14 protein-coding genes and 1 tRNA gene are annotated in these 12831 nt (G+C 72.1%); 7 read left to right on the plus strand and 8 right to left on the minus strand.

Annotated elements, in window-relative coordinates; genetic code table 11:
* Positions 1 to 18: 18 nt before the first annotated feature.
* Positions 19 to 774 (plus strand): glutamine amidotransferase, encoded by a 756-nt coding sequence (locus AB0N73_RS12800; RefSeq protein ID WP_363564033.1) that lies wholly within the window; start codon positions 19 to 21, stop codon positions 772 to 774.
* Complete coding sequence (gene deoD / locus AB0N73_RS12805; RefSeq protein ID WP_363564035.1) at positions 771 to 1475, plus strand: purine-nucleoside phosphorylase; 705 nt, start codon at positions 771 to 773, stop codon at positions 1473 to 1475. Before AB0N73_RS12800 ends, deoD begins: the two co-directional genes overlap by 4 nt.
* Positions 1476 to 1592: 117 nt before the next feature.
* Here the strand turns inward: deoD and AB0N73_RS12810 are convergent.
* The 5 genes from AB0N73_RS12810 to AB0N73_RS12830 all read right to left on the minus strand — a co-directional run bounded on the left by AB0N73_RS12810 (position 1593) and on the right by AB0N73_RS12830 (position 5641).
* Positions 1593 to 1665: transfer RNA gene (locus AB0N73_RS12810), tRNA-Arg, on the minus strand.
* A gap of 48 nt (positions 1666 to 1713) precedes the next feature.
* Positions 1714 to 2994, minus strand: a complete 1281-nt coding sequence (locus AB0N73_RS12815; RefSeq protein WP_363564037.1) for a hypothetical protein — start codon at positions 2992 to 2994, stop codon at positions 1714 to 1716.
* Positions 2995 to 3188: 194 nt separating this feature from the next.
* A complete protein-coding gene (locus AB0N73_RS12820) occupies positions 3189 to 4055 on the minus strand; it encodes a CPBP family intramembrane glutamic endopeptidase (protein WP_363564039.1) in 867 nt (288 codons plus the stop codon).
* Position 4056: 1 nt separating this feature from the next.
* Positions 4057 to 4764 (minus strand): tRNA (guanosine(46)-N7)-methyltransferase TrmB, encoded by a 708-nt coding sequence (gene trmB, locus AB0N73_RS12825; RefSeq protein WP_363564097.1) that lies wholly within the window; start codon positions 4762 to 4764, stop codon positions 4057 to 4059.
* Positions 4765 to 4807: 43 nt separating this feature from the next.
* Positions 4808 to 5641, minus strand: a complete 834-nt coding sequence (locus AB0N73_RS12830; RefSeq protein WP_363564041.1) for a DUF3097 domain-containing protein — start codon at positions 5639 to 5641, stop codon at positions 4808 to 4810.
* 123 nt (positions 5642 to 5764) lie between these two features.
* Here AB0N73_RS12830 and AB0N73_RS12835 point away from each other — a divergent pair, with 123 nt between their 5' ends.
* Genes AB0N73_RS12835 through AB0N73_RS12850 form a run of 4 tightly spaced genes read left to right on the plus strand, consistent with a single transcriptional unit; the run spans position 5765 to position 9878 of the window.
* Entirely contained in the window at positions 5765 to 7738 is a 1974-nt protein-coding gene (locus tag AB0N73_RS12835; RefSeq protein ID WP_363564043.1) for a TPM domain-containing protein, read from the plus strand.
* Positions 7739 to 7772: 34 nt separating this feature from the next.
* Positions 7773 to 8561, plus strand: coding sequence for a PspA/IM30 family protein (locus AB0N73_RS12840; RefSeq protein WP_363564045.1), 789 nt, complete (start codon positions 7773 to 7775; stop codon positions 8559 to 8561).
* 55 nt (positions 8562 to 8616) lie between these two features.
* The gene (locus tag AB0N73_RS12845; RefSeq protein ID WP_363564047.1) at positions 8617 to 9435 is read left to right on the plus strand and encodes an arginase family protein; all 819 of its coding nucleotides are present in this window, start codon (positions 8617 to 8619) and stop codon (positions 9433 to 9435) included.
* Positions 9432 to 9878, plus strand: coding sequence for a Fe-S oxidoreductase (locus tag AB0N73_RS12850; protein ID WP_363564049.1), 447 nt, complete (start codon positions 9432 to 9434; stop codon positions 9876 to 9878). The genes AB0N73_RS12845 and AB0N73_RS12850 overlap by 4 nt, the downstream gene beginning before the upstream one ends.
* 21 nt (positions 9879 to 9899) lie before the next feature.
* Here the strand turns inward: AB0N73_RS12850 and AB0N73_RS12855 are convergent, their stop codons facing one another.
* The 3 genes from AB0N73_RS12855 to AB0N73_RS12865 form a co-directional block, all read right to left on the minus strand.
* On the minus strand, positions 9900 to 10364 hold the full coding sequence (locus AB0N73_RS12855) for an SIP domain-containing protein (RefSeq protein WP_363564051.1): 465 nt from the start codon (positions 10362 to 10364) through the stop codon (positions 9900 to 9902).
* A gap of 84 nt (positions 10365 to 10448) precedes the next feature.
* Positions 10449 to 11180 (minus strand): tyrosine-protein phosphatase, encoded by a 732-nt coding sequence (locus AB0N73_RS12860; RefSeq protein WP_363564053.1) that lies wholly within the window; start codon positions 11178 to 11180, stop codon positions 10449 to 10451.
* On the minus strand, positions 11177 to 11653 hold the full coding sequence (locus tag AB0N73_RS12865; protein ID WP_363564055.1) for a carboxymuconolactone decarboxylase family protein: 477 nt from the start codon (positions 11651 to 11653) through the stop codon (positions 11177 to 11179). The genes AB0N73_RS12860 and AB0N73_RS12865 overlap by 4 nt, the downstream gene beginning before the upstream one ends.
* Positions 11654 to 11791: 138 nt before the next feature.
* Here AB0N73_RS12865 and AB0N73_RS12870 point away from each other — a divergent pair, with 138 nt between their 5' ends.
* A complete protein-coding gene (locus AB0N73_RS12870; protein WP_363564057.1) occupies positions 11792 to 12733 on the plus strand; it encodes an alpha/beta hydrolase in 942 nt (313 codons plus the stop codon).
* Positions 12734 to 12831: the final 98 nt, after the last annotated feature.

Below are 12831 nucleotides of genomic sequence, written 5' to 3' on the forward strand. Positions count from 1 at the left end.
ATGCATTTGCATTACACCATGTCACGCGTTCTACTCGTCGGAGAGTCCTGGTTCGTGCACTCGATCCACCAGAAGGGCTTCGACACGTTCACCTCGTCCGAATACGAAGAAGGCGGCGGCGAGTTCGTCGCGGCGCTCCGAGCGCGGGGCCACGACGTCACTCACGTCCCGTCGCACCGCATCGAGTCCGACCTCCCCGCCAGCGCGGCGGGCCTGTCCGAGATCGCCGATGTCGTCGTCATCTCCGACGTCGGAGCGAACACCTTCCAGCTGCCGCCCGCGGTGTTCGCGCAGTCCCGCGCCACCGACGACATCATCGCGGCCCTCGCCGCGTTCACCGCGTCAGGAGGGGGCCTCATGATGATCGGCGGCTACATGAGCTTCTCCGGGATCGACGCGAAAGCACGGTGGGGGCGCACCGCGCTCGCCGATGTGCTGCCGGTGCGCATCCTCGACCGCGACGACAGGATCGAGGTCCCTGCGGGCATCGCTCCGCGCGTCTCCCTCCCGCACCCCATCGTCGAACCGCTCGATGCCCACTGGCCGGCGCTGCTCGGAATGAACGAACTCGTCGCGAAACCGGACGCCGATGTCCTCGCGACCGCAGCGGAGCATCCGCTTCTCGTCATCGGCGTCCACGGGGCGGGCCGCACCGCGGCGTTCAGCTCCGATCTCGCCCCGCACTGGGCCACACCGGCATTTCTCGCCTGGCCCGGTTACGGCGAGCTGTTCGACCGACTCGTCCGCTGGCTCTCACAGGAGGAACTCGCATGAGCACCGCACATATCGCCGCACTGCCCGGACAGATCGCTCCGAAGGTGATCATGCCGGGCGACCCGTACCGCGCCCGGCGCATCGCGGAGACGCGGCTGGACGCTCCGACGCTCGTCACCGATGTCCGCGGCATCCTCGGGTACACGGGGACCTATCGAGGCGAACCGCTCACGGTCATGGCGTCGGGGATGGGGTCGCCGTCCATGACGATCTACGCCACCGAGCTCGCGCGGTTCTACGGCGTCCGTGAGATCGTGCGCGTCGGCACGGCGGGCGGCATCCATCCCACGGTCGAGGTGCGGGACATCGTCGTCGCCACGGCCGCACACACGGACTCGGCGATGAGCGCGTCACGGCTGCCGGGAGTCGTCTTCAGTCACGTGCCCGACTTCGCTCTCGCCAGCGCTGCGGTCGGCGCCGCGGCGAACGTCGCCGCCACGGTGCACACCGGAGCGGTGTTCACATCCGATCACTTCTACGCCACACCGGACGGGCTGTTCGACCGTCTCGCCGCCCACGGCGCACTCGCGGTCGAGATGGAGGCCGCAGGGCTCTACGCGGTGGGCGCGGCCGAGCACATCCGCACCCTGACGGTGCTGACGGTCACGGACGTGCCCGCGACGGGCGTCTCGCTGTCATCGCACGAGCGCGAGACGTCGTTCGATGCGGCGCTCGCGCTGGCACTGGCCGCGCTGAGCTGAACGCGCGCCGCGCGCGCCGCCGCTCGGGCACACGGCGCCCCGCGGTCGCATCACCGGGATCAACGGCGAAGGCCCCGATCTCTCGTCGAGCGAGAGATCGGGGCCTTTCGTACGCCGTGCCCCCGGAGGGATTCGAACCCCCGACTTCTGGTACCGGAAACCAACGCTCTATCCCCTGAGCTACGGAGGCGTACCGATCGAGACTATCACCCGCAGGTGCCGGTCACCGCCTCGCGGATCACGGATAGCCGCGCGTCCAGAGGCCGTAGACCGCGAAGAACTGCAGGACGATGAGGGCGACCAGAAGGCCCACCCGCACGGCCCGCCGCGACGACAGCTTCTCGTGCGCGAGCAGCGGCGAGATCGGCATCAGGAGGCGGAACGTGCTCGCCTGGGGCAGGAAGACACCGAAGATGTAGAGCCCGTAGCTCACGCCGAATGCCGCCACGACGACACCGAGACGGCGGACGGGCTTCGACCACATGAGCAACGCGAAGCCCACCATCAGCGCGGCGACGAGCAGCCAGCCGAACACGCCGAGGTACTCGCCCATGAAGCGGAACCACGGCGTCAGCGGCACGAAGTCGCCCGAGCCGACGAACGGACGCCACCACGCCGTCTCGGTCAGGACATAGGCGTGCGGCGTGCCCGTCGCGATGTCCGCGATCCACGACCAGGCCAGACCCGCCACGGCCGTCACCCCGCCCGCGACGACGAGACCCGTCGCCTCGCGCCGGCTGAACGGGTCGACGTCCTTGCGCCACCAGCGCACGAGGAACACGATGCCGAGCGCCAGCGCGACCGCCAGCGCACCGGGACGGGTGAACGCCGCGACGAGTCCGATCGGCGCGATCCAGGCATACATGCGCTTCGCTGCGAGCAGCAGCGCGGCGAACGTCAGGGTCAGCACGAGCGACTCGGCGTACGCGATCACGAAGACGAACGACAGCGGCGCGAACGAGAAGAAGACGACCGCCCACCGCGACTGGCGCGGCGTGGTCACCTCGCGCAGGAGCAGGAAGAGCAGCACGGTGGCCGTGGCGCTGAACACGATGCTCAGGCCGATCCCCGCGGCGCGCCAGTCGGAGCCGACGAGATCGCCGACGAGCCGTTCGAGCCAGGGGAAGACGGGGAGGAACGCCCAGTCGTTCTCGAGCACGTTCCCGTTCGGGCCCACCGGGATGACCGGCGGATATCCGATCAGCGAGATGCGACCGTAGCGATCCGCATCCCATCCGGTGAGGAACGCCGTGAACGTGCCGACGGGACGATCCTGCGCCCCGAACCCCCACCCGCTCGCGGTCGACACGAGGTACCAGATGAAGAGGAAGGCGAGGTTGACCCCGCGGGCGACGGCCCAGAGCCCGAGCACCTGCCATATCTCGACTCGGGTGACCGGGCGACGACCGGGATCCGGCTGCGACGCGTCGTCGACCCATCCGCGCACCGCGCGGACCGCCCGACGGATGCGGGAGCCGTGAGCAGCGGTCTGCTCAGGGCGAACTTCGGAACCGGTCACCGTCACGACTTTCCTCTCCCCGCGTGGCGCGAGCGATCCTCAGCGGATCGGCTATGCCGAAACCCTCTCAGGATGCTCCCACCATCGGGCGAACAGCGGAAGAACGCCGCGTGTCCTCCCCCACCTCCGGTATCCTCCCACCCGCTCCCGGAAGATGCGACGCGACGCGTCGTCGGCCGATCGGCCCTCGGGGCTCAGACCAGGAACCAGCCGTCCAGGAGCCCGGGGTTGTGGGCGTGCACGAGCACGCCGAACACGACGGCGTCGAACAGCAGGTGCACCGTGACGACGTAGGCCAGTGAGCGCGTCCGCAGGAAGATGAACCCCTGCAGGAGGGCGAAGGGGATCGTGAGCGCCGGACCCCACGCGCGGTAGCCGAGCTCCCACAGGAAGGAGACGAAGACGATCGCCTGCAGGACGTTGGCCCACCCGTCCGGCATGTGGCGGCGCAGCAGCGCGAAGACCGTGCAGATGAAGAACAGCTCGTCCCAGATGCCGACCGCGCCGACGCCCACGAACAGGCGCGCGATCAGATCGGGGGTGTCGACGACGGGCCAGTTGAGGTAGACGCCCGAGGTGATGAAGTAGAACGGCAGGATCAGCCATCCGAGCACCAGCACCGCGACGAGCCAGCCCCATTGGAACGGCGTCCATCGACCCCCGCCGCGCCACGGGAACCGGATCGCCCGGTCGCGGTAGACGAACCGCGACACCAGGTACGGCACCGCGACCGCGCCGCCCAGTGCGAGCGTGAATCGCACCATGGCGGCGTTGTCGAGCTCGGCGGCGAGCGGGATGGCGCTCACGATCAGCATCCCCGCGGCGATCAGCGACAGGTCGCGCACGAGCGACGCCGGCCGCTCGTCGGCGGTGCCCGTCGACGGGGTCGGCGCCCCGCGGTCGGCCTGCCACGCCGCCGGCAGCCCCAGCGCGAGCAGGATCCACCCGAGCCAGGGCACGAGCAGCACGAAGAAGGCGGGGGCGGCCAGGCACACGAGCAGCGCCGCGACCACGACCCACACCCGGGGTGTCACCCGCGCGGACGTCGCCGCGCCGGGCACCTCAGCCCTCCCGTCGCACGTAGGTCAGGTCCCGGATGTCGCGGCCGGCCCGTCGGCCCTTCTGCTCGAACGCGGTGAGCACGCGGCCGTCGTAGCGCGGCGCCCACTCCCCCTCGAAGTCTCGGACGAACGCGTCGTCGTCGTCGAGCACGGCGCGCATCTGCAGCGCGTAGTCCTCCCAGTCGGTCGCCATGCGCAGCACGCCCCCGGGGCGCAGCGCGCGGGCGGCGAGCGGCGGGAAGTCGGGCTGCACCAGGCGCCGCTTGGTGTGCTTGTTCTTGTGCCACGGGTCGGGGAAGAAGAGCCACAGCTCATCGACCGATCCTGCGGGCAGCAGGTGCTCCAGCGCCTCCGGTGCGTTCGCCTCGGCCATGCGCACATTCGTCGCGCCCGCCGTGGCCACATCCCGCATCGTGCGCGCGAGCCCGGCACGGAAGACCTCGACGGCGAGGAAGTCGACGTCGGGCCGCGTCGTCGCGGCGTGGACGATCGCGTGGCCCTGCCCGGATCCGATCTCCACGACCAGGGGAGCATCCCTCCCCCACACCGCGACGGGGTCGACGAAGGCGCCCCGGGCGACGGATGTGGCGGCCACATCCCGCGGCACGGTCAGCACGTACCGGTCCGACAGCTCCGCCCAGGCGCGTTCCTGGCCGTCCGACATCCGCCCGCTTCGGCGGACGAAGGAGACGGGGCGGTCGCGGAACATTCCAGGCGCGGGGTCGGTCACCCCTCCAGGCTACCCAGCGACCTCACGCGGTGACGAAGTCGATGAGCTCCTCGACGCGCCCGAGGAGCGCCGGTTCGAGGTCGCGGTAGCTGTGCACGGTGCCGAGGATGCGCTTCCACGCGCGGGCGAGGTCGGCTTTGTCGTTCGCCGGCCAGCCCAGCGCCCGGCAGACGCCGGTCTTCCAGTCGATCCCGCGCGGCACCTCGGGCCAGGCCGCGATGCCGAGCGCGCGGGGCGTGACGCACTGCCAGACGTCGATGTAGGGGTGGCCGACGATGGCGAGGTGCGCGCCGTGTCGACCGCGCATGATCTCCGCGGTGAGCCGGGACTCTTTGGACCCCGGCACGAGGTGGTCGACGAGAACCCCGTAGCGCCGGTCGGCGGTCGGCGGCTCCTCCTCGAGGAGGGCGGGCAGCAGATCGATGCCCTCGAGGTACTCGACGACGACGCCCTCGACGCGCAAGTCGTCGCCCCACACCTTCTCGACGAGCTCCGCATCGTGACGGCCCTCCACGAGGATGCGGCTGGATCGGGCGACGCGCGCACGCTGATCGGCGACGGCGAACGATCCGGATGCCGTCCGCTGCGGGCCGCTGGGAGGCTTCACGACGGGGGCGATGAGCTTCACCGCCCGACCATCGACCAGGAACCCGGGGCCGAGCGAGAACATCCGCCGCCGTCCGTGACGGTCCTCGAGCTCGACGAGGCCGCCGCTGATCGTCGTGACCGCGCCGCAGAAGCCGTCCTCGGCCACCTCGATCACCTCGCCGCGCACGGCTTCGACCTCGGGCAGGGTGCGGGCATTGCGCTGACGCCATCCGGTGGCGAGCACATCCGATCCGTAGCGATCATCCATAACGGTGCGCCAGCGTACCCACAACACCGCCGCCGCGGACGCAGCGACGCGCTCATGGCGGATGCCAAGGCGCACTGTATAGGCTCGACGACGGGCGTCATCCCTGCCCGAAGGAGGCCATCGATGCGACCGCGCTGGGCTGTTGTGCTCGTGGCCGCGATCGTCGCGGTCCTCTGGGGCGCCGGCCCCGTCTGGGCTGCTCCGCCCCCGTCGCTCGGATCGAGCTACGTGCTCGACGAATCCGCCGTGCTCGGGCAGAGCGAGCTGAACGCCGCCGAGGCACGTCTCGAAGAACTCGTGACCGCGACCGGTCTGGATCTGTGGGTCGTGTATGTCGATCGTTTCAGCGATCCCGCCTCGGCCGAGGACTGGGCGAACGACACGGCGACGCAGAACGGGCTGGGCCCGAGCCAGTACCTGCTCGCCGTCGCCGTGGACGATCGGCAGTTCTATCTCTCCGGAGACACCTCGGGTCCGCTCAGCGCCGACCAGCTGACGGCCATCGAGCAGCAGCACATCCTTCCCGCGTTGCGCGAGGACGACTGGGCGGGCGTCGTGGATGCCGCGGCGGACGGCATCACCGAGGCCTCCCGCGGCGGATCGGTGACCACCCCGACCGACGGCGGATCCGAGGGATCGGGCGTGGATGCCGGGGTGATCGTGCTGGTGGTCTCGGTCGTCGCCCTGATCGGCGTCGCCGCGTTCTTCGTCGTGCGTGCCCGCCGTCGCCGGCGAGCCACCGCGCCGGCCGAGAGCACGGAGGCGCTCGGGCAGCGGGCGGCCGCGGCGCTCGTCCAGACCGACGACGCCATCCGCCGGAGCGAGCAGGAGGTCGGATTCGCCGCCGCGCAGTTCGGCGACGCGGCCACGGCAGGCTTCGCCGAGGCGATCGCGGCATCCCGTGCCGAGCTCGACCAGGCGTTCGCGCTGCGGCAGCAGCTCGACGACGAGATCCCCGACTCCGACGCACAGACGAGGGCCTGGCACGAGCAGACGCTCGAGCTCAGCCGCGCGGCCTCCGAGCGTCTCGACGCGCAGACGGCCGCGTTCGACGAGCTGCGGCAGCTGGAGAAGGACGCACCCGCGGCGCTGACGGCGCTGCAGACCGAGCGCGCGAGCGCCGGGCAGGAGACCGACGCCGCCGACGCCGCAATGGCCTCGCTCACGCACACCTACTCCCCCGCCGCCCTGACCACGGTCGCCGACAACGCCTCCGAGTCCCGCAAGCGCCTCTCGCTCGCGGACGCCCAGCTCTCCGACGCGGCCGCAGCGCTGGCCGCCGGTTCCACCGGGCCCGCCGCGGTCGCCATCCGCGCCGCCCAAGAGGCCGTGGCGCAGGCCCGGCAGCTGGCCGGCGCCGTGCGCACGCTCGGGGAGCAGCTCGCCTCCGCCGCGGCGGCGCTCGGCCCCCTCCGCGCCGAGGTGGAACGCGACATCGCGGCGGCCTCGGCCCTCGCCGACCCGGACGGCCGCCTCGACGCGGCGGTCGCCGTCGCGCGGGCCGAGCTGGGCGCCGACGCGGCGTCCGATCCGATCGGCGGACTGCAGCGCCTGCAGACGGCCGACCAGCAGCTCGACGAGCTTCTTCAGGCCGCCCGTGACGCCGCGGCACGGCGGGAGCACGCACGACAGCTCCTCCCCGCCGCCCTCGCCCAGGCCGAAGCGCAGATCACGGCGGCGGAGGACTTCATCGCCTCGCGCCGCGGAGCGATCGGCGCAACCGCACGCACCCGGCTCGCCGATGCGCGGGCGTCGTTCGCCGTGGCGCAGCAGAGCGCGACCTCGGCACCCGAAGACGCTCTGACCGCCGCACAGCGCGCCTCCCGGCTGGCAGCGGACGCGACCTCGTCCGCGCAATCGGATGTGGCCGGCTTCGCCCCCTCCGGCGGCGACGACCTCGGGGGCCTCCTGGGCGGCATCCTGATCGGCTCGATGCTCGGCGGCTCGCGCGGCGGCGGCTTCGGCGGCTCCCGCGGGGGCTCCCGCGGCTTCAGCTCGGGCGGCTCCCGCGGCGGATTCAGCTCCGGCGGCTCGCGCTCGCGCTCCGGCGGTTTCAGCGGCGGCGGGCGTTCCCGCCGCGGCGGCGGACGCTTCTGATCTCTCCCCTCGACCCCTGACGAAAGGAAACACGATGGCCAAGCAGTCCATCTTCGGGCGTATCTCCACCCTCGTGCGCGCGAACATCAACTCGATGATCGATTCCGCGGAAGACCCGCAGAAGATGCTCGACCAGCTCGTGCGCGACTACACGAACAACATCGCCGACGCGGAAGCCGCGATCGCCGAGACGATCGGCAACCTGCGCCTCCTGGAGCGCGACCACCAGGAGGACGTGCAGGCCGCGGCGGAGTGGGGCAGCAAGGCCCTGGCCGCCAGCCGTCGGGCCGACGAGATGCGCACGGCGGGCAACGCCGCCGATGCCGACAAGTTCGACAACCTGGCCAAGATCGCCCTACAGCGTCAGATCTCGGAGGAGAACGAGGCGAAGGCCTCCGCCCCGCAGATCGCCGCCCAGACCGAGGTCGTCGACAAGCTCAAGGACGGCCTCAACGGCATGAAGACGAAGCTCGACCAGCTTCGCGCCAAGCGCAGCGAGCTGCTCGCGCGTGCCAAGGTGGCCGAGGCGCAGAACAAGGTCCACGACGCGATCAAGAGCGTCAACGTCCTCGACCCCACGAGCGAGATCGGTCGTTTCGAAGACAAGATCCGCCGCCAGGAGGCACTGGCCGCGGGCAAGCAGGAGCTGGCCGCGTCGAGCCTGGACGCGCAGTTCGAGAGCCTCGAGGACGTCGGCGAGCTCACCGAGGTCGAAGCGCGCCTCGCCGCGCTGAAGTCGGGCGGCCAGCAGAGCGCCCTCGGCGCCGGCGGCGCGCAGGCCGACGCACAGCAGCAGCAGCTGCCCTCGCAGCACCAGCAGTGATCCCCCGGCGGGGTCGCGGCTGCGCGACCCCGCCGCCCCTCTTCTTGGAGTCGACATGACGCGGTTCCTGATCGTCCCCCAATGGCAGGGGTCCCCCTCCGCCCGTGCCATGCAGCTGATCGACGGTGCCGAGGCGATCGAGGGCGACCTGCCGCGGTCGGCATGCGCCCGCGTCGACGTGCCGCTCGAAGCCGGCGAGTCGCTCGGAACAGGCGTGCTGCGCTACAGCGCGCTGCGCCAGGTGCAGCAGCGGCTCGCCCTCGAGCTCGCCGCGAGCGACGAGCGGGCGCTGACGGTGGGCGGCGACTGCGCCGTCGCGGTCGCCGCGATCGCACGGTCCGCCGAGGCGGGGCGGATCGCGGTGGTCTGGGCAGACGCGCACGGCGACCTGCAGACCCCCGAGACCTCTCCCTCCGGCGCCTTCGCCGGAATGGCCCTGCGCGCAGCGCTGGGCACCGGCGCCCCCGACCTGGCCCTCCCCGCGGGCCTCGTCTCCCCGACCGACGTCATCCTCGTCGGCGCACGGGAACTCGACGACGAGGAGAGCCGGTACATCGCCGAGGCGGGCATCCACCATCTGCCCGCGGCGTCACTCAGCGACACCGACCTTCTCGCCGAGACGGTGGCCGCGCTCGGAGTGGATGCCGTGCACGTGCACGTCGATGTCGATGTGCTCGATCCCGCCGACATGCCCGGCGTCAAGGATTCCGCGCCCTTCGGCCCGGCGCTCGGCGACGTCATCGCCTCGATCAAGGCCCTGCGGGCGCGCGTGCCCCTGGCCGGCGCGTCGTTGTCGGGCTTCGCCCCCGCGTCGCCGGCGAGCGCAGCCGCCGACATGGGCACGCTGCTCCGTCTCGTCGGAGCGTTGGCATGAGCGCCGCACGCCCGCCGGCGGGCTGGCGCGAGCGCGCCGACGCGGCCGTGGCGCGCGGGCGCTCGATCGACCGCTGGATCCCACCGTTCCTGCTCGATTCCCCCGTCAGCGCTCTGGGGTACGCCTACGGCTGCACGGTCGGATGGGTCTGGGGGACCCTGTGGAGCCGCGGCCGCGTCGAGCGTCACGGCCGGTTGCGGGTGTTCCGCGGCCTTCCGGGCTGGGCGTTCCCGCGCGGCGGCGTGTGCGTCGGTCACTGCTTCCTGACCGGCGACGGCCCCGTCGACGACCGACTCATCGCCCACGAGTCGGTGCACGAGCGGCAATGGCGGCGCTACGGGTTCCTCATGCCGGTGCTCTACTCGATCGCGGGACGCGATCCGCTCCGCAATCGCTTCGAGATCGAGGCGGGCCTGGCGGACGGTCGGTACATCCCGCGCTGAACGCGGCCGTCGCGCGACGGCTCAGCGCGCGGTCGCGAGCCCGAAACGGGCGGGCGTGCGGATGTGGTCGGCGGCGATCGCGCAGCGCTCCGTCAGGTGGTCGACGATGTCGGCCGTCCCGAGGAAGCCGCCGAGGAGCGTCACCGAGGTGGTGCACGCCGCGTCGCAGAGCATCTCGTCGGCCCAGGCGGTGACCGCGCGGCTGAGCGCCGCTCCGGGGGCGCAGGCGAGGCCGGTGCCGGGGGCGCCGGAGCGCGCGTTCCGCGCGAGCCAGGTGATCGTCATCCGCGCGGGCACCCGGATGTCGGCGATGTGCTCGGCATCAGGCACCTCGACGAACACGCGTCCGGTCGAGCACAGCGGAAGCGTCGCCAGCAGCATCTCGAGATCGTCGAGAGAGGTCTCGTCGGCGGTCACGAGATGCTGCGCCCTCGCGTGCTTGGAAGCACGGCAGGCGCTGGCGTTGTGAACGGCGATCTCGGGCATGACACCAGAAGTATACGCCAAGGAAAGGCTAGCCTCACCTGTTCTTCGTCTCGGTTCCGGAAGGGCCCGACCGCGGCTGCGCGCTCAGCCCTCGGGCGCCACCAGCACGCGTCGGAGCTCGCGCACCTCGTCGTCACCGAGACCCGCGGCCCGCAGGTAGTCGGCGGCCGACCCGTATCGCGCACGGATCCCGTCGAGCAGATCGCGCATGACCGGCGCGGGCGACGCCGTCGCCAGCTCTTCGAGGTGCACGGCGTCGGGGTGGGCGGCGCGCAGCCACGCGACGATGCGCCGGTTCCGTTCCGGCGACAGCATCGACGCGGTGCGCGCGTAGTCCGCCACGACGGCGTCCTCCTCCACCCCGGCCGCCGCCAGCACCATCGCCACGGATACGCCGGTGCGATCCTTCCCGGCCGTGCAGTGCACGAGCACGGGCTGAACGCCGATCACCGCGCGTGCGACCTCGACCAGACGCGGTGCCGAGTCGTCGACGATGTGGGCGTACAGCTCGCCGAGGCTCACGTCGTTCGCGAAGAACGACGCGACCGACCCCAGAAAGAGGGGTACGCGCACGGTGTCGGCGACGGGCGGCTCGAGCCTGCTCGGCTCCGACGCCACCTCGGCGTCGTCGCGCAGGTCGACGACGCGGCGGATGGCGAGTCGGGCGATCTCGGACTGCGCGGGTGCCTCGAGCCGCGCCAGCGTGCCGGAGCGGAAGAGCACGCCGTGCCGGGTGACGCCGGATGCCGCGGGCAGACCACCGACGTCGCGGAAGTTGACCGCACCGGCCTGCGCACCGCGGATCGCGGGCGTCATGTCTGAGCGGCGGCGCGCGGAGGCACCGGGTAACGCCCGGCGATCGCGACCCGGTTGAAGGCGTTGATCGACACGATGATCCAGCTCAGCGCGACGTATTCGCCCTCACTGAGGATGGAGCCGACGCGGTCGTACAGCTCGTCGGTGATCCCCTCGTCGGCGATGAAGGTGAAGGCCTCGGTCAGCTCCAGCGCCGCACGCTCGCGCTCGGTGAACACCCCGGACTCGCGCCATGTCGCCACCTGCGCGATCGTGTCGGCATCGAGCCCCGCCGCCACGCCCCGGTCCACGTGCACGCGCACGCAGAACGCGCAGCCGTTGAGCTGCGAGGCGTGCAGCTGGACGATCTCGGTCAGCCGCGGCTCGATCCCGGCGTCGGCGGCCACACGCCCCACCGCCTTCGAGAAGGCGTCCAAGGCCTGGTAGGCCTCCGGGGCCGACTTCGACAGATGCACGCGTCGCTCCTGGGCCATGCCTCCACCCTAGCGACCGCGCCGAGGGCACGGCCGGGGACGGCACGACACCGCTCTCGCGCGCGGGCGCCGCGTCACGCCGGGTCACGGGAGGACGTCCGAGATGCCATCGACCCTCCCGCGCCGTAGCATGCCGGGGTGACCGACGACGCTTTCGACGAGTTCTCCTTCCTCCCCGACCAGGCTCGCGACATCGGCCGTTCGGCGACGCTGCCGCCGGTGCGACGGCTCGAGCTGACGCTCGCCGACGGGAGGCACCTGTCGGCGCTGCGCTTCGGCGATGCCCCGCCCGAGGTCACCTTCCTCCACGGCGCCGGCCTCAACGCGCACACCTGGGACACGACGATCCTCGCGCTCGACGCCCCCGCGCTGGCGATCGACCTCGCCGGGCACGGCGACTCCTCCTGGCGCGACGACGCGGCGTACGCGCCGCGTCTGCTGGCGGAGGACGTCGCGGTCGCTCTCGCCGCGTGGACCGATGGCCCGCAGGTCCTCGTCGGCCACTCGCTCGGGGGCCTCACGGCGGCGGCCGTCGCGGCGGCCCACCCCGACCGCGTCGCCCGCCTCGTGATCGTCGACATCACGCCGGGCGTCGACCCCTCGGCCGGGCCGTCCCAGGTGCGCTCCTTCTTCGCCGGCCCGACCGACTGGACGGACCGCGACGAACTCGTCGAGCGCGCGCTGGCGTTCGGGCTCGGCGGGACGCGGGAGGCCGCAGCCCGCGGCGTGTTCCTCAACTCGCGGGTGCGCCCCGACGGTCGTGTCGAGTGGAAGCACCACTTCGCGCACCTGGCCGCCGCCGCCGCCGCGGCGGCGCCCGCCGCATCCGCGCCCGCCGACGCTCCCGATCCGCTGCGCGCCGTCCTGTCGGCATCCGGATGGGACGATCTCGCCGCCGTGACCGCCCCCGTCACCCTCATCCGCGGAGAGGAGGGATACGTCACCGAGGCGGACGCCGCCGCCTTCCTGTCCCGTGTGCCGACGGCCGCCGTGACCGTCGTCCCCGCGCACCACAACGTGCACGAGGAGATTCCCGTCCCCCTCGCGGCGCTGGTTCGGGAACAGATCGACGCCCTCTGATGCTTTCCGTTTGTGACGCGCCCGGGCCCTGGGCGCCGGCGCCCTCGATCTAGGCTGGTCACCGCACCTCCCCGTCCTCACCGCACACCCCGCCCTCC

This window comes from Microbacterium sp. NPDC089189 (genome assembly GCF_040685095.1).
Classification (GTDB): domain Bacteria; phylum Actinomycetota; class Actinomycetes; order Actinomycetales; family Microbacteriaceae; genus Microbacterium.